The organism is Neobacillus sp. NPDC093182 (assembly GCF_044754045.1).
The window spans coordinates 25,885-43,473 of the sequence record NZ_JBIVOI010000005.1 but is presented as its reverse complement, the minus strand read 5'-3'; the positions used below and the strand labels follow the sequence as shown (position 1 = coordinate 43,473).

17 protein-coding genes are annotated in these 17,589 nt (G+C 37.3%); 2 read left to right on the top strand and 15 right to left on the bottom strand.

What is annotated here, in order from left to right; genetic code table 11:
- Nucleotide 1: 1 nt before the first annotated feature.
- From ACIQAA_RS10920 to ACIQAA_RS10900, 5 genes are all read right to left on the bottom strand, one after another.
- The gene (locus tag ACIQAA_RS10920) at nt 2-718 is read right to left on the bottom strand and encodes a ComFC family protein (protein WP_402618835.1); all 717 of its coding nucleotides are present in this window, start codon (nt 716-718) and stop codon (nt 2-4) included.
- Nucleotides 715-2,202 carry an ATP-dependent helicase ComFA gene (locus ACIQAA_RS10915; protein WP_402618833.1) on the bottom strand — a complete coding sequence of 496 codons (1,488 nt, stop codon included), beginning with the start codon at nt 2,200-2,202 and terminating at the stop codon, nt 715-717. Before ACIQAA_RS10915 ends, ACIQAA_RS10920 begins: the two co-directional genes overlap by 4 nt.
- Before the next feature lie 151 nt (nt 2,203-2,353).
- The gene (locus ACIQAA_RS10910; RefSeq protein WP_402618831.1) at nt 2,354-3,193 is read right to left on the bottom strand and encodes a DegV family protein; all 840 of its coding nucleotides are present in this window, start codon (nt 3,191-3,193) and stop codon (nt 2,354-2,356) included.
- Between the two features lie 103 nt (nt 3,194-3,296).
- Nucleotides 3,297-3,977 carry a response regulator gene (locus ACIQAA_RS10905; RefSeq protein WP_402619531.1) on the bottom strand — a complete coding sequence of 227 codons (681 nt, stop codon included), beginning with the start codon at nt 3,975-3,977 and terminating at the stop codon, nt 3,297-3,299.
- 45 nt (nt 3,978-4,022) lie between these two features.
- Complete coding sequence (locus ACIQAA_RS10900) at nt 4,023-5,168, bottom strand: sensor histidine kinase (protein WP_402618829.1); 1,146 nt, start codon at nt 5,166-5,168, stop codon at nt 4,023-4,025.
- A 260-nt stretch (nt 5,169-5,428) separates the two neighbouring features.
- On the opposite strand from ACIQAA_RS10900, the gene ACIQAA_RS10895 reads away from it, so the two are divergent.
- Nucleotides 5,429-6,064, top strand: a complete 636-nt coding sequence (locus tag ACIQAA_RS10895; protein ID WP_402618826.1) for a YigZ family protein — start codon at nt 5,429-5,431, stop codon at nt 6,062-6,064.
- 55 nt (nt 6,065-6,119) lie between these two features.
- Here ACIQAA_RS10895 and ACIQAA_RS10890 read toward each other — a convergent pair whose 3' ends face one another.
- The 10 genes from ACIQAA_RS10890 to ACIQAA_RS10845 all read right to left on the bottom strand — a co-directional run bounded on the left by ACIQAA_RS10890 (nt 6,120) and on the right by ACIQAA_RS10845 (nt 15,810).
- Nucleotides 6,120-7,184: a glycosyltransferase family 4 protein gene (locus ACIQAA_RS10890; RefSeq protein WP_402618823.1), complete on the bottom strand. Its 1,065-nt coding sequence runs from the start codon at nt 7,182-7,184 to the stop codon at nt 6,120-6,122.
- Nucleotides 7,185-7,329: 145 nt separating this feature from the next.
- The gene (locus tag ACIQAA_RS10885; RefSeq protein WP_402618820.1) at nt 7,330-8,403 is read right to left on the bottom strand and encodes a glycosyltransferase family 4 protein; all 1,074 of its coding nucleotides are present in this window, start codon (nt 8,401-8,403) and stop codon (nt 7,330-7,332) included.
- Nucleotides 8,404-8,791: 388 nt separating this feature from the next.
- A complete protein-coding gene (gene rfbD, locus ACIQAA_RS10880; RefSeq protein WP_402618818.1) occupies nt 8,792-9,637 on the bottom strand; it encodes a dTDP-4-dehydrorhamnose reductase in 846 nt (281 codons plus the stop codon).
- Nucleotides 9,637-10,659: a dTDP-glucose 4,6-dehydratase gene (rfbB, locus tag ACIQAA_RS10875; RefSeq protein ID WP_402618815.1), complete on the bottom strand. Its 1,023-nt coding sequence runs from the start codon at nt 10,657-10,659 to the stop codon at nt 9,637-9,639. Before rfbB ends, rfbD begins: the two co-directional genes overlap by 1 nt.
- 11 nt (nt 10,660-10,670) lie before the next feature.
- Nucleotides 10,671-11,231, bottom strand: coding sequence for a dTDP-4-dehydrorhamnose 3,5-epimerase (gene rfbC, locus ACIQAA_RS10870; RefSeq protein WP_402618812.1), 561 nt, complete (start codon nt 11,229-11,231; stop codon nt 10,671-10,673).
- Between the two features lie 10 nt (nt 11,232-11,241).
- Nucleotides 11,242-12,117 carry a glucose-1-phosphate thymidylyltransferase RfbA gene (rfbA, locus tag ACIQAA_RS10865; protein WP_402618809.1) on the bottom strand — a complete coding sequence of 292 codons (876 nt, stop codon included), beginning with the start codon at nt 12,115-12,117 and terminating at the stop codon, nt 11,242-11,244.
- Nucleotides 12,118-12,155: 38 nt separating this feature from the next.
- Entirely contained in the window at nt 12,156-12,971 is an 816-nt protein-coding gene (locus tag ACIQAA_RS10860; protein WP_402618806.1) for a glycosyltransferase, read from the bottom strand.
- 23 nt (nt 12,972-12,994) lie between these two features.
- Nucleotides 12,995-13,924, bottom strand: a complete 930-nt coding sequence (locus tag ACIQAA_RS10855) for a glycosyltransferase family 2 protein (protein WP_402618803.1) — start codon at nt 13,922-13,924, stop codon at nt 12,995-12,997.
- Complete coding sequence (locus ACIQAA_RS10850; protein ID WP_402618800.1) at nt 13,917-14,813, bottom strand: glycosyltransferase family 2 protein; 897 nt, start codon at nt 14,811-14,813, stop codon at nt 13,917-13,919. Before ACIQAA_RS10850 ends, ACIQAA_RS10855 begins: the two co-directional genes overlap by 8 nt.
- Nucleotides 14,797-15,810 carry a hypothetical protein gene (locus ACIQAA_RS10845; protein ID WP_402618798.1) on the bottom strand — a complete coding sequence of 338 codons (1,014 nt, stop codon included), beginning with the start codon at nt 15,808-15,810 and terminating at the stop codon, nt 14,797-14,799. Before ACIQAA_RS10845 ends, ACIQAA_RS10850 begins: the two co-directional genes overlap by 17 nt.
- A 413-nt stretch (nt 15,811-16,223) precedes the next feature.
- Here ACIQAA_RS10845 and ACIQAA_RS10840 point away from each other — a divergent pair, with 413 nt between their 5' ends.
- Nucleotides 16,224-17,588, top strand: a complete 1,365-nt coding sequence (locus tag ACIQAA_RS10840) for a DUF6056 family protein (RefSeq protein WP_402618795.1) — start codon at nt 16,224-16,226, stop codon at nt 17,586-17,588.
- The last annotated feature ends 1 nt before the right edge of the window (nt 17,589 follow it).

Sequence of the window (17,589 nt, the reverse complement as noted above, 5' to 3'; positions counted from 1 at the left end):
TTCATCGTGCGAGCGTTAAGGATTGAACTCTTTTCGCTCCCGATTCTTTCAACAGTTTTGCAGCATGCCTAAGCGTTGAACCAGTGGTATAGATATCATCAATCAGCAGAATGTTTTTTCCTACTATTTCTATTTGCTGGTCGACTATAAAAACCTGTGGAATATGAATTCGGTCTGATCGAGATTTTTTCGATTGTTTTTCTGAATGTATTCTGGTTAGAGGCATTGTTGGGGTTAAACCTGACTCAATCAATACGGCTTCTGCTTGATTAAATCCCCGCTCATAAAGACGCTCTTTACTTAATGGGATAGGTACAAGTAAGTCAGGCTGGATCATTCTATGGAAATCCTTTATTTTTTCAGCAAAAATGATAGCCAATACATAATCTCCGCGATATTTAAAGGTAGCCATCACTTCCTTAAAAAAATCGTTATACAGATATATGGATTGATTGGAGTCAAGATAGCCCTTCCAATCGTCATCCTCCTCCCACCGTTTGCAGTCATGGCACATATCACCGTGGCGAAACCTTTCATCCAAAAATTGAAACGGGCGGGTGCATATCCTGCATCTTTCCCCTTCAATTAATTCAAATTTCCCCTCACAAGCTGAACAAATGATCAGCTCTTTTTCTTCTGAAAAAATAGCCTTCCACCCCATTTTAGGCTGGATGATTTCATGGCAGATCAGACATTGAGATTGAGAGAATAAATTCATTTGTCGATTAACCCCTTCCTTACTCCTTCTAGATTCATTGTATTTATTTGTTTTCGTGCCTTTAGCATTGCCTCCGTTTTACCATAATGAAAGAATGTTACTACTCCATTGGGGAAGTCCTTACTCCTTCCTGCCCTTCCGGCAATTTGCACAAGTGCGCTTTCGGTAAATATGTCATCTTCCGCACCAACAACAGCAACATCGATGTTGGGAAATGTTACACCCCGTTCTAAAATCGTTGTGGTTAGTAATAAAGGGATTTCTTTATTTCGCATTTTTTGAACCTTCTCTTTACGGTCTGGATCCTCGGCGTGGACAGCTTCAATTTCTGGAGCTAACTTTCGGAGGATAGGGAGGGCTTTTTCCATTAAGCGTATGTGCGGGAAAAACAATAAGGCTTGCTTATGATTCTCAAGCCGTTCTTTTATCCATGCGAGAACATTTGCTGGTAGCTTCTCTTTTTTTAATTGCTTTTGCCAATTGCCGCACCACGTGAAGTGTGGTATGGGAAGTGGATGACGGTGGAATCTGGCTGGGATGGTAGCAAAGGCTCTTTTTCCTGTCCGGCACTCTCTTTGCCACTTTTCATTTGGTGTGGCGGTTAAGTAAATCATGGCTGATTCAGGCTTTCTTGCCTGAACAGCAGCATACTGGAGCGATTCCTCCGCTGTATATGGAAATGCATCGACCTCATCTAAAATAATCGTATCGAAGGCATGGTAAAAACGGAGCAGCTGATGGGTAGTCGCAATCGTAAGCGGCGCATAAAGGTGTCGCTCCTCACTTCCGCCATATAGAGAAGCAACACTAATTCCAGGAAAGGCTGATTTCAGTCGCGGTGTAAGCTCTAGGACTACATCTGTCCGTGGTGTAGCAATACAAACTCTTTTTTTGGCTGCAAGAGCTGATTCAATTCCAGCAAAAAGCACCTCGGTTTTTCCCGCTCCACAAACTGCCCATACAAGCAGATCGGTCATGTTCTGAACTGTCTCTACTACTCTATTTGATGCGGTTTGCTGACCAGGCGATAACTGCCCTTTCCATCCGAGTATATTTTCAGGCAAATGGTGATCTGGTGCTGGTCCGTTCCAGCCAAGTAATGGTGTGCATGCACTGACTCTTCCCATCATCAGGCATTTACGGCAATAAAGGCATATTTCTCCACACCTGGCACATGAAAAACGTGCAAACCAATTCTCAGCCTTGTTACCACAACGAGTACAAATCGGTTGGTTTCTCCTAAATTCAATTCCTTTACGATAAGTGATATAGCCATTTTCATAATGATCTTGGATTTCTTCAATAGGGAATGGCAGGTCATCCAGCAAAAGCTGTTTGCCCGTTAGAAGCAGCTGTATGTCAGGGTTGTAGGGGAAATTAGGGTTTAATGATGGCTGTGGGATGATTTTGATTTGTGAGATGGGAAGTGAGTCTTGACGATCTTTTAGAGGAATTAAACAATTGTCTTTTACAAGAAAACGCACAAAAACAGCACCCTTTCTTTGTTATGATTGAATTACCTTTTAGGAAAGTTCCACAAAGATCGTCAAATTACCTGCTTTTTGTCGAATAAAATTATTTGAAAATTGCACAAGCAAAGTTGAAAAACCAGGCTAAGCCTGGCTTCCGCATACATTATTTTTTCATCCAGCCGAGGCCCATGGCGCCTTCTCCTAAGTGAGTTCCAATAACAGGGCCAAAGTAGCTTATCGTAAATTCGACGTTTGGATACAAGGTTTCGAGCTCAGACTTCCATTCCAGTGCTTCTTCTTCACGGTTAGCATGGATAACTACGGCTTGGTAATGCTCGCCGCTGGCTGCGTCTTCTCCTAACAGGTCAACAATTCGTTTCATGGCTTTTTTACGAGTACGGATCTTCTCAAATGGGACGATGACCTTATTTTCAAAATGAAGCAGCGGCTTGACTTGAAGCAGGCTGCCGATAATCGCCTGTGCGCTGGAAAGACGTCCGCCACGCTGTAAATGGGACAAGTCATCCGCCATAAAATAGGCACGTGCCGTTTTCTTCAATTCCTCAAGACGGGACATGATTTTAACCGCATCTTCACCATCTAAAGCCATTTTGGCCGCTTCAATCGCATATAACCCCTGTGGCATACAACTCGTTTCTGAATCAAACGGATAGACCTTAATATGTTCTACCATCGTACTAGCTGTTACAGCTCCAGCAAAAGTCCCGCTGATCCCGCTAGAGAGGTGGATACTGATGACAGCGTCATATTCTTTAGATAATCGTTCAAACAGCTCAACAAACTGTCCGATTGGAGGCTGTGAGGTGGTTGGAAGATCTTCCTCTTTCACCTGCTGGTAAAATTGCTCTGCTGTAATATCCACTTCTTCCTGATAAGCCTCATTGCCGAAGATAACATTTAACGGGATCATTTCAATCTTCCATTTATCGCGTATTTCTTTGGGTATGTAAGCGGTACTATCCGTAACAACTGCCGTTTTCATATTGGGACCATCCTTAATTATATGTTTTGTTCTATTCTATCTAAAAAACAATGAGAAAAACAGAGGGCACGCTCATTTCCAGAGCATGCCCTCCCTATAAATCTTATCGAACTTCAACCCAGCCGTTTTTAATGGCTACTACAACAGCTTGTGTACGATCGTTAACGTTCATTTTTTGTAAAATATTACTTACATGGTTTTTAACCGTTTTTTCACTGATAAATAAAGCTTCCCCAATTCCGCGGTTACTCTTACCATCAGCCAGCATTTGCAGTACTTCACATTCGCGGCGTGTTAACAGGTGAAGCGGACGGCGTAATTCAAGTGTTTGAACAAATGCACCACCGCCAGTACGGCCCGCTGTCAGCTTGCGATATTCGTTTACTAAATTATGAGTAACCTTTGGATGTAAGTAACAGCCGCCTTCAGCCACAACCTTGACTGCCTCAATAAGTGCGTCGGCATCCATTTCCTTTAATAAGTATCCTCTTGCCCCAGTTTGCAGTGCATGAGTTACATAATTCTCATCATCATGGATGGATAAGATGATAATTTTAGTATCTGGAAATTTTTCAGAAAGCTCACGAGTAGCTTCGATTCCGTTCACTTGAGGCATATTAATATCCATAATCACTACATCCGGATTATAGGCATTTACAATCGTTATCGCATCACTTCCGTCATCACCTTCGGCAACAACTTGAAATGCTTTTTCGAATTCTAGAATTCGTTTAACCCCTTCTCTGAATAGCTGATGGTCATCGATAATCGCAATCTTCGTCATCATTTATTTCCCCTCCTGCTCCAATGTAATGCATTTTATTTTCGTTTAAGATGGTAATGGAACGACAATAAAAACAGCTGTTCCTTTTCCTATTTTAGATTCAAACGTTATATTTCCTTCAAGAAGCTCTACTCTTTCTCTCATACCTATAATTCCAAATGACTCAGGCTTTTTATGATTGGTATCAAATCCAGAGCCATTATCTTTAATTAGAACGGTTAATTCATTTTTGGTCATTTCCAGTCTGACTTTTATTTCACAAGCATTGGCATGCTTTAATGCATTTTGCACCGATTCTTGAATTAATCGGAATAAACCTACTTCATACTTAGGTGGAAGCCTGCGTTCTATACCAACGGGAATAAACTCAATTTTAGACTGGTTATGATATTCTTCGATGGTTTGTAAATATTTTTTGAGTGTAGGCACTAGGCCTAAATCATCAAGCGCCATCGGACGAAGGTCATAAATAATTCTCCGGACCTCATAGAGTGCAGCACGAACCATTTTTTTAAAGCTTCCAATCTCTTTAAAAGCTTCCTCCGGCCCTTGCTCCCGATAAACGCGGTCAACTAAATCAGATCTCATAATAACATTTGCAAGCATTTGTGCTGGACCGTCGTGAATATCTCTAGACAGGCGTTTTCGCTCCTCTTCCTGGGCTTCGATGATCTTCAAGCCAAAGTCCTGTTTGGCTTTTGCATTCTGCAATTCTTCCCCCATAAGTTTTAAGTCGCTCATGAGATAATTCATGACCACTGAAATCTGCGAAATAAGCTGGTCGGCTCGATCAATCGTTTCGTCCAGCCCAAGCAGCCTGCGTTCCAGGTCCGCTCGTTTATCCAATAGCTGTTTTTTATACTGCCAATTGATGGACAGGTCCATTTGCAGCTGATGTGCCTTCTCATAGGCTTCTCTAACCTCAGCTTCGGTGTATGCTTTAAAATTCATACTAAGCTCTGAAAGGGTTAATCTAGCCTTAAGTACTAGTTCTTCGAGGCGTTCTTCTTCAGCATTCAATTTCACCATCATTTCTTTAATGGTGCGTAATTCAGTTGTCATATTTTCGTAGTCTTTTCGGCATTGCTCACTTATTTGAAAGATATCACTTTTACTGCTCGTGACCGTTTCAATCATCTCTTCACGGATTTCATCAATCGATTTCACATTAATCTTCTGAATTTTCGCCATGCTCTCCTCCAGAGACCTTTTTTCTAGTTTAACGCGAATTGTAAGTTTTTACTATCTCTAAGCATTAAACCAAAAAATTTCCCAACTGTATAGTACCTAAGTAGTATAATGTTTAATAGCAAAACTACTATTTTAAGAAAATTGATTATCACTATTTGAACATTATTTATTATAACACGGGAAAATTATTTCTATATTAAAGTTATATTACACCGATGTTTTTTTTATATTTTTGTAACAGAATGATGGAGGGAGAAACCATGCTATCTCGGTATTTTACAGTAAGAAAAGAAGTTTCCGAACATGAAATTGTCATTCAAAAGTCACGTTTTATCGCCCATATTAAAAGAGCAGAAAATGAAGGGGAAGCGCAAGAATTTATCCAAACTCTAAAGAAAAAGTATTGGGACGCCACTCATAATTGTTCGGCCTATTTAATAGGAGAAAATGATCAAATTCAAAAGGCCAATGATGATGGTGAACCCAGCGGGACTGCAGGCGTTCCCATTCTCGAGGTGTTGAAAAAAAAGAAGTTGAAAGATACAGTAGTTGTCATTACCCGCTACTTTGGAGGGATTAAATTAGGAGCAGGCGGATTGATTCGTGCGTATGGGAAAGCTACTTCAGAAGGTCTAGAAACAGCAGGAATCGTTGAAAGAAGACTTGTACAGGTTATTCACGTTAAGATTGATTATACTTGGCTTGGAAAAGTTGAAAAAGAGCTCCGGGAGTCTGAATATATCATCAAGGAAATTCATTATCTAGATATTGTTGAAGTGGAAGTATACGTAAACGAGGACCAAGTAACGGTGTTTGTCGATTGGTTAACTGAACTTACAAACGGACAGGCCGACCTAAATAAAGGGCAAACGGATTACTTGGAAGTTTTACTTTAAAAAAAGTGACTGACTCAAATGCCACAGCTTATGCCATTTGAGTCAGTCACCTTTTTTAGGATCGATCCTTTGCCGTTGTAATTCCAAACATACGCAAAATCTTTAATAATGGATGAAAGTTGTTCCCCATCAAACCAATTTTTTCAGCAATAAACTCCATTAATAAAATAAGCACGCAGATTAAGAAGATTGAGACGCCGATTCTTGCCTGAGAAAAAATAACAGCCACCAGACCAAAGAATGCAGCCATTGCATAGATCAATAACACCGTTTGCCTATGTGTATAACCAAGCCTTAACAGGCAGTGGTGCAAGTGTGATTTGTCAGGAGCAGATAAAGGCTGGTTATTAATAATCCTGCGCAGGATTGCAAAAAATGTATCCGAAATTGGTACGCCAAGAATAATAACCGGGATGATAAAGGATATAAATGTGACGTTTTTATATCCAAGCAATGAAAGAACAGATATTACAAAACCTAAAAATAGTGCCCCAGTGTCACCCATAAAAATACTTGCAGGATGGAAGTTGTAGAAAAGAAATCCAAGTGTACTAATTAAAACAATTGTCCCGACAATGGCCACATATAAGCTGCCTTGAATAAGTGCCATGCCAGAAATGGTGACCAAAGCAATCGAGGATACACCAGCTGCAAGTCCGTCTAGTCCGTCAATTAAATTAATAGCATTCGTAATCCCAACAATCCAAAGAATCGTAAAGGGAATGCTTAGATAACCAAATTCAAGCTGTCCTCCAAAAGGCAAATTAATGAAAAACACTTGAAGATCACCTAAGAAAACAACCGTAAAGGCAGCAGCTAACTGTCCAATTAGTTTGTACTTAGCAGGAAGCTCAAATAAATCATCACAAATTCCTGTAATAACAATAATGATGCAGCCGATTAGAATCGCAGTTGAAGCTGGGTTTTCAGGTTGTAAAATGACCATACCGATGATAAAACTGATAAAAATCGCCAATCCGCCTAAACGGGGCATTGTTGATTGATGAACTTTTCGGCGATTTGGCTTGTCCGTAGCTCCAATGAGAAAAGCTAACTTTTTTACCATTGGAGTAATTAAAATTGAGATGGTAAAACATACTATCAAGGTTATAAAAAGCATAGTGAACCTCCTCGATAGTATCTTGTCCATAAAAGTAATTTCGAAAACACCATATGTTAGTAAAACACAGGAAACAACACTAAAAAGAATTTTCAAGAAAATAAAAAGCCTAAAACAGTGTTTTAGACTTTTCCACGATAAAGCATTACCTATTTTTTACATTAACTATTTTAAAACCTTTTAGCAATTTCAAGAGAGGCTTGTAATCTTCACGAATGAGTCCTATACTCTCAACGACAAGCTCTATAGTAATTAACAGGGCTATGATGACGATAATTGAACCCCAAACCGTTGCTTGCGAGAAAATGAATGCAGCTAAGCCGAAAAGGGCTGCCATAAAGTAAATTAACAAGACGGTTTGACGATGAGTAAACCCTGATTTCAACAAGCAGTGGTGGAGATGTGATTTATCTGGTGCTGATAATGGCTGCTTGTTCACTAGTCGGCGAATAATCGCAAAGAATGTATCAGAAATCGGAACACCAAGAATGATTATAGGAATAATCAACGAAACAAACGTAATATTTTTATATCCTAATAATGACAATACAGAAATGATATACCCTAGGAATAGGGCCCCTGTATCTCCCATAAAAATTTTAGCAGGATGGAAATTATAGAATAAGAAACCTGTTGTACTAGCAGCAACAATTAACGCCATTATCGCAACATAAGGAGTACCAGTAATAAATGACATTCCAGCAATTGCCACTAATGCAATAGAGGAAACACCGCCAGCTAGACCGTCTAAACCATCAATAAGATTAATGGCATTAGTAATCCCAATAATCCAAATCATCGTTAATGGAATACTTAAGTAGCCAAAATCAATAATACCGCCAAAGGGGATGTTAATAAATTCCACCTTCAAACCGCCATAAATGACTACCACTGCGGCTGCGGCAACCTGTCCAGCCAGTTTTACTTTTGGAGAAATTTCTTTTACATCATCAAACATACCTGTCAAAATAATGATAAAGCTTCCAATAACAATTGATAAATGGTATTCACCTAATAATTCATCAGTAGGATTCGTTATCAGGATACCAATCAGGAAGCTTAAAAAGATCGCTAATCCTCCTAGACGAGGCATAATACGTGAATGAACTTTTCTTTGATTTGGTTTATCTGTTGCTCCAATCTTAAAGGCTAGTTTCTTAACTAACGGAGTGAGTAATATTGACGCAAAAAAACAGATAGCTAGAGTAATATAAAGCATATGCCCTCCAAGTTTTACGTATCTATATTTTTATTATTTTAATAGTTTGATTAATTATGATGAACATTTACGATAAACATATCCTAATGGATTATAGCATAGTCCATTATAGAAATAAACTAGGTTATACGACAATTATTTCCCTTTTAATAGGATTGAAACATAAATAAAAATACTACAACACCAATGTAATAGTAATGAAAGCGAATTCTTCACTTAGAAAAGAGCTCACATGAATGACAAATTACAACATTTATTTTAATCCTTCTTCCACTGTTATAGACGGTTAACCATTTCATTAAGTTACAAGAATGTTCCCTCATTCACAAAATTTTTTCATAATAAAAAAACCCCTTCTTTATGAAAGGGGCATTACAATTTAAGTACATCATCTGTTTGATTCGGCTAAATAGGCAGCAAGTGCCTCTTTCCAATCACGAAGAGGTTTAAGGCCCTGCTGTTCAATCCTTTTCTTGCTTAAGACTGAATATTTCGGACGTGCAGCTGGGCGTGGAAATTGGTCACTTGTTAATGGATTCACAGTTACATTCATATCAGCCTGCTTGAATATTTCCACTGCAAATTCATACCAAGAACACATACCACTGTTCGTAGCATGATAAATTCCATACTTATTAGTCTCCATTAACTCAACCATAAACTGGGCTAGATCGACGGTATAGGTAGGTGAACCGACTTGGTCATGAACCACACCGACTTCTCCCCGCTCTTTGCCTAAGCGAATCATCGTTTTTACAAAATTATTCCCATAAATCCCGAACACCCAAGCTGTCCGGACAATAAAAAATTTCTCAAGGTGCTTTTGTAAAAGTTGTTCACCAGCGAGTTTCGTTCTTCCATAGGCACCTAGGGGTTTTGTTGGCTCATCAACCTCATAGGGCTCATTAGCTGTACCATCAAAAACATAATCAGTGCTAATATACATCATTTTTGCGCCATTCAGCTTGGCTGCTTTAGCTAAATATTCTGTACCTGCTGCATTGACTTGATAGGCAGCTTCTTCGTTCTCTTCTGCAGCATCGACATTCGTGTAGGCGGCACAGTGCAGAATCACGTCTGGCTTTACTTCACTAATAAAAGCAAGAACTTCCTCTTCTTTGGTAATATCTAATTGCTGCCGGTCTGCTCCGAATGCTTGATGATTCTTTCGCTCTAACTCCAAAATAACATCCTGCCCCAATTGACCTGCTGCACCTGTTACAACAACCTTCATTATTCTACCTCTAATCTGTCGCCATACTGGGATTTCACATAATCTTGGTATTCCCCAGAAATGATATTTTCCCACCACTCACGGTTATTTAAATACCAGTTAATCGTTTGTTCGATTCCAGTATCAAAATTATATTTTGGTGACCAGCCAAGTTCAGTACGAAGCTTCGTTGCATCAATCGCATAACGACGGTCATGACCCGGACGGTCCGTAACAAACTTCATTAATGACTCTGGCTTATTCAAATGCTTTAGAATGGTTTTTACTATCTCAATGTTTGTACGTTCATTGTTGCCGCCGACATTGTACACTTCTCCATTACGTCCTTTGTGAAGTACAAGATCAATCGCCTGGCAATGGTCTTCAACATGAAGCCAATCACGAATGTTCAATCCATCTCCGTAAATAGGAAGTTCCTTATCATGTAGAGCATTGATAATCATCAGTGGAATAAGCTTTTCAGGGAAATGGAACGGTCCGTAGTTATTAGAGCAACGTGTAATATTCACAGGCAGACCAAATGTCTCGTGGTATGCACGAACGAGCAGGTCTGCACCAGCCTTACTAGCACTATACGGGCTGTTTGCTGCTAAAGGAGTCTCTTCCGTGAAATAGCCTGTCTCACCTAAAGTACCATAGACTTCATCTGTTGATACTTGAAGGTATTTTGTAACTCCGAATGTCTTTGCCGCATCAAGTAACGCCAAAGTTCCTTGTATATTGGTTTGTACAAAGATACCTGGATCCGTGATACTGCGGTCAACATGGGATTCAGCAGCAAAGTTCAACACATAATCGAACTTCTCTTCTTTAAAGAGACCATTGATAAATTCACGGTCTGCGATATCTCCACGAACGAATTTATAATTAGCTGCATTTTCAATATCTTTAAGATTTTCAAGATTTCCAGCATACGTTAACAAATCTAAGTTAACGATAGTGTATTCAGGATATTTGTTTACCATATAACGGACAAAGTTGCTGCCAATAAATCCAGCTCCGCCTGTAACTAATAACTTCATTGTAATGCCTCCTATTTCTCGTACACAAAATTTAGATGAGTTGCTGCACTCAATGTTGGGTGCTTTGTATCTTTATCAGAAAGAATTGGATTTGTTGCAGGCCAATCAATGCCTAATTCAGGATCATTCCAAAGAATACCGCCATCATGTTCTGGTGAATAATATTCATCTACTTTATAAGCAACCGTGGTATCAGGTACTAATGTGCAAAAACCATGGGCAAACCCTTTTGGAACAAGCAGCTGACGCTTATTATGTTCACTTAAAATTACACCAACCCACTGTCCATATGTAGGTGAACCCTGTCTAATATCTACCGCAACATCATAAATTGCCCCAGTGACACAACGGACAACCTTTGTCTGCGCCTTAGGATTCAATTGAAAATGCAGCCCGCGCAACGTTCCAACAGGAGCTGATAGGGACTGATTGTCTTGGATAAAATCAAAGTTTAAGCCGAGTTCTCCAAAAATATTTTTATTATAGCTTTCCATGAAGTAACCACGATGGTCACCAAATACCTTAGGTTCTAAAATTTTTACACCTGAAAGTTTCGTTTCAATTACATTCATTTCATATACCTCATTTCAATCCTTGAGCCGCAACTTTTACTAAGTATTGCCCATATTGATTTTTCATTAATGGCTCAGCTAATTCTAATAACTTATCTTTTGTAATATAGCCCATTTTATATGCAATTTCTTCTAAACAGGCAATTTTTAAGGACTGACGTTTTTCAACTGTTTCAATAAACTGCGATGCCTCTAGGAGAGACTCGTGAGTTCCTGTATCCAGCCAAGCAAAGCCCCGTCCAAGTAATTCTACATTGAGCTCTTCTTTCTCAAGATAGGCTTTATTTATGTCTGTAATTTCAAGTTCACCACGCGCAGAAGGCTTGATGCTTTTTGCAATTTCAACTACTCGATTATCATAAAAATACAGACCCGTTACGGCATAGTTTGACTTAGGAACTAAAGGCTTTTCTTCAATCGAAATCGCCTTACCCTCCTCATCAAATTCAACCACTCCGAAACGCTCTGGGTCATTTACATAATATCCAAAAACAGATGCACCCGTTTCCCTTGAAGCAGCTTTTCTTAATAAATCCGTTAAACCATGGCCATAGAAAATATTATCACCTAGAACTAAGGCAACATTGTCATCTCCAATAAACTCTTCACCAATTAAAAATGCCTGTGCTAATCCACCTGGGTGCGGCTGAACTTTATAAGAAAAATTCATTCCTAGATCCGCTCCATCCCCAAGAATTTGCTCAAACCGTGAAATATCTTCTGGTGTAGAAATAATTAAGATATCCTTAATTCCTGCCAACATCAAAACAGAAAGTGGATAATAAATCATTGGTTTATCGTAAACTGGAAGTAATTGTTTCGAAACTACTTTTGTCAAAGGATAAAGCCTTGTACCGCTGCCACCCGCTAATATTATACCCTTCATATTCAGTTCTCCTTTACTTATTCATTTAAGTTAAATCATTAACGTCTAAGCATATTCTTATATATAAAACCCCTTAGAGCGTTGGGAAGAATTCTGACAGAACCTCTCAATAAAATATTCCTTAAGAATGTACTTCTATCAATAAAATTCATTTTCAAAAATTCTTTTTGCAGTTCTACCTCTTTATTGAAATACTTTAATCCCCCGCGTCTATTAAACATATCTGCCCCTGCACGAGCATATACTAAAACTTCAGGTATATTCATAAACTTAATATTACTATTCAACATTCTTCCCCATAAAAAATAGTCTTCATTCCACATTAAGGTTTGATAGCTTCCTGCTTCTAAAACGGCTTCCTTCCAATAAACCACAGTCATATGATTTACCGGGCAGCGTCTTTTAGCATATTCTCTTATCTCCTCATAAGTAGAGGGGACTTTACGGATCGATTCTATTTTTTCAGGACTTTTTTCAAACTCGGCAATCCAAGAACCAAGTACTTTAACATCTGGGTTATTTTTCAAAAAGTTTATTTGTTTCTCAAATCTCTCTGGATGACAGATATCATCGCTATCCATTCTTGCGATAATATCATAACTGCATTTAGTAATACCGATCTCCAACGCTTTACCTAATCCCATATTTTTTTCGAGTTGGATATAGTTAAAAAGGTCGGGATGAGCATTTTTATATTGATCTAATAAACCATATAATTCATCAGTGAGCTTACCATCAAAAACAATGACAATTTCAGTAGGTTTTAATGTTTGTTTTAATAAACTTTCAATGGATTCTTTTAAGAACTCCGGCTTTTCTTTAAAATATACCGACATTAGAACTGAAAATTTCATCATTTCACCTCCATTTTTCATGGTTATGACTTTGATTCATAAACCATATTAGGTCTCTCCCCATTAATATCACCTTTTACACCCTTTAAAGCATCCTTAATCCCTTTTGATATCATTCTTAAGCGTACCGATCTAGGCTTTACAAAAAGAGTGAAAAAGAAAAACTTAAACAATAAGATGGGTATATATTTAAGTTTAAAACTTAACGGCACATAGGACCTAGTAAACATGATAAGGGTGTTCCGAAATTGATAATAATGTCTTATCGGTGAAGGTACGCCAATGCTCTTCCCTAAAAAGTGGTACCGATCTTCACCTAGTCGATGGGCCATCTTTACTTCCTGTGTAACATACGTCGAGTACCCCATTTGTTCTGCTCTCCAGCACCACTCATAATCAACTAAATCAATAAATAAATCTTCTTCCATACCGCCTATTTGCATAAATGCATGTTTAGGAATTAATGATCCTGAGCTTAAGGTTTGTTGAACTTTTATGATTCTTTCTTCACCACTGCCATAGCTGTGATAGACATCTTCTTCCGTTTTATCTCGATCAAAAGCCAATGGACCGATACAGGCAACATTTTGATTTTGACTTAGGATATGATTATACTCCCCTACTAATTTGGATACCGTTTCTTCCATTAATTTGCTATCCTGATCCAAGAAAAAAAATGCATCAAAGCCTTTGTCTAAAGCCCATTTCATCCCAATATTTTGGGCAGCCGCAATACCAAAGTTTCCTCTATTCGATATAACATGGAGGGATTTTTCCTGTTGAAAATCGAATACCTTTTTTTGAAGGGCAGCATCCGTTGAATTATCTACAATACAAATCCCGCCTACTTGGTGAATAACAGATTCTATATTTTCCTTAAGCTCAACAATATTAGGGTTATAAGTAACTAATATACCGCAGACGTTTTGATTCGTTAGTATGCTCTCAGCCATTTGTAAATTTCCCTTTCTTATTGAATAAGCCATCGCGTATTCCACTGATAATATAGCGAATTCTTGTTATTCTTGGGGATATAAAAATAGGGTAAAGAAAGAACTCAATACTTCTTTCAACAACCGCTTTACATTTCCAGTAAGTTGGAACATAGTCTCGTTTTAAGAGAAAAAGTGTATTTCTAAATTGATAATAGTGCCTGATAGGAGAAGGGATTAATAAATTATACACTTTTAAGATTTTTACGTTTTTCTGCCCAACCATATGGCCCATTCTAGCTCGCTTTCTGCTAAATACTCGATAGCCAACCTTTCTAGCTCGCCAGCACCATTCAAAATCGACTAAATCAATAAACAAGCTCTCATCCATCATCCCAACATCTTTAACAGCCTCCGCGACTATTAATTTACCGGAACTAATTAAAACATCTTTTTCAACAAAGTCTTCGTTTAATTCTATCCCTTTGTTGACTAAAGGTTTATAATTTTCATTTGTATTTTTATTAAAGATATCAGGACCTAGGCACGCAACTTTTATCCCTTGGTCTTGTAGAAATTGAACTCCTTCTGCCAGAGTACTTACAAGGTTTTCTGGGGGATTGCTGTCTTGGTCAAGAAGTAAAATACCATCAAAGTTTTGTTCGATAGCCAATTTTATTCCAACATTATGCGCTGCTCCAATCCCCATATTTTCCTTTAAAGAAATCCATTCAATTTTACTTACTTGTTCCTCTTCGGTTAAAAAGTTGTTTGTAACTGGTTGTTCACTATTATCCACAATGATTAATTTATCTACTTGCGCAACTATCGATTTAATATTATTCGATAACTCTTCTAAGTTTGGGTAGAAACAAACCATAACCGCACAAACCTTAAATTTTTGATTCACTATTGTTACCTTCTTTTAAATATAGTTTACCTAATGAACTTAATACAATTAAAACCACAATATTTGTTGTATCAAATAAATAGGGATTGGTAAATGCATATACAACGTAAGAAAGATAAAGTAGGTAGATATATTTGTTTTTCCAAAATTTGATCACATATGTGATCTTTGTAAATAAAAACACCAAGAAATATAGAATACCCACCTGGTTGATAATATAGATGGTTTGTAGTTCAAAGTAGTAGTAAGTTCTATAGTCACGGTAGTCCGATATAACACTGATTACATTTCCAAGACCTTGTCCAAATAATAAAGTGATGGGTGTTTCAGTTAAGCTGTCAATCAGGTGGTTCACTTGATCAAATCGGGTAGGAATGGAGACTTGCATTTTTAATATGAACAATTCCTTTAAATATGGAAATACAATTGCACCAACTAGAACCAATACGAATAATAGGGAGCCTGCCACCATGAGTATTCGCTTTCGACTATTAAAAAGGTTCTTCAAATAGGCAGATACTTTTTGGTTTGAGAAGAATAAAATGACGCAGTACATACCTAAATAGAAAACGATTGCTAATGTAAAAGCAAAATTCCCGGCGACAATCGTTCCCACAAAAAGAAGAGAAGCGGCCGCAATCTTTAGTCTTTTGGATTGGATAGCATATAAACTTACTAAAAAAGCAATTGGCAGCACCGGATTACCTTTAATTTGAATTCGATAAAAATATTGATTAAAAGTATAAATATCCCCAAAACCATATTCCATTACTTTTGATCTTATATACCCTGAAAAATCAGGATCACCTAAAAAAACGATATACGTTTCAAAACCAATTAAGAGAACACTATGTAAAACTGCCAATCCAATAAAAATCGTAACGTATATTTTTTTAGGAGGTAAAAAGAACGCCGATAGGAGTAAGATTAAGATAACATAAAAGCGAATGGCTAAAGATACACTGTTATCTTCAATTACAATGGAATAGACGAGCAATATCGTTAACCAGATTATATTAAGGATAAATAAGTACTTTATTTTTTTGGCACTTTCCCAGAACGCCTTTATCAGGAAGGGACTGGAGAAAACGAAAATTAATATGAGACTCGGACTGATGACTTTTGATAGTTGATAAAACGGAACTTGTCTTGTTATAGCAAATACACACAGAAAAAAAGAAAAAACGGCTAATGAAGATAAAACCGATAGAACAAAACGTTGATTCTTTATAGCAAACTCCTCCTGTTAAAAAACCTTAGCTAAAATAAAGTCGCCAGAAAAAACTTCAGAGATATTTCCAGTCAGGTTGTATTGTAACATATTTCGTCATTTATTTTAAAAAATAATACTGTTATATTTAAAGTCTAAAATATTTTTGCATGGTAAATTCATAATTGGAGTGAAGTACTTTGTACATATTTCAACGGTCTAAGTTATCATTAATATTCTTATTGTTTTTAATTTTATATGGAATTCATTTCGCAGTGTCACCTTATCCTGGTGATGATCTTTTTTATAAAACAGCGTCTCAAAATTATTCTATTTTAGAATGGATACAATTTAGATATTTTGAATGGTCAGGCCGCCTTATACCAGATATCCTTTCCTACTATTTATTAGATGGAAAATTATGGATTTGGCGTATATTAAATCCGCTTATTATTTTATTATTAGCCTATTCAATCGTTCGTATTATAAAAGGCCATGTAAGTACTAAATATCTAGTATTGGTAATCTTAACCTTGGGCTATATACACCAAGGCGTTTTAAGTTCTGGTTTTTTCTGGGTCACCGGTTCTTTAAATTACTTATGGCCCATAGCTTTGGGTCTGTTCGCCATGATACCTTTAGCAGATAAAGTTTTTAGGGATAAAAATAACTCTGATGCTCGGCTTCCATTTATTATTTTTATATTTTGTGGTTTCTTAGCTTCTATCAGTAATGAACAGGTAGCTTTATGTATTTCATGTTTTTCAATAGCAGCTCACATATGTCTATTTTTTCAACATAAACATCAAGAAACTAAATTTTTTATATTCACTGGCATTATGGTGATGGGAACCATTATTTTATTGATTTCTCCAGGTAACCAAGTACGATTGGAAAGCGAAATCGCCAGTTGGTATCCGGAATTTAACGACTTATCTTTTCTGAATCATCTTTATGTTGGGGTAGTGTGGTTTTTCGATAAGATGTTTAATGAAATGAGGATACTTGTTTTTACCTTAGCTGCAATAACGGTTACCGGCTATCTGCTAGATAGTGAGTTACGTAAATTATGGCTATCAAAATTTTTCGCCTTACTTTTTGCAATCGTATTGGGTGCACTATTTTTAGGTAATGAAATGAATTTGTTTTATAATTTCAGTAAAATTAACAGCATTAATATTACCACCAATTTCGCTTATTTATGGGAAGTTAAATATTCACTTATTATTGCACTGATTCCATACCTTTTTTGGTCGGCCTTTAGCGTAATACTAATTATTTTAGTAGTGAGAAAAAGCGAAAATAGATTCTTTATCCTACTTTGTTTCCTGGCATTAATCGCATCAATAGCAGTAATGTTTTTTTCGCCTACTATTTATGCCTCTGGCAGAAGAGTACTTACAGTAGGTTCAGTATTGTTTTCCGTGATCATTGTCTATTTTCTAATTAAACATAAAATGCTTGATAATAAGCTAGGATTATTGGGTTATTCCATTATACCGATTATTAATTTAATTTCGATGACTGCTAAATGGTTAGCGTGGGGATTCAAACCATTTCTGTAAA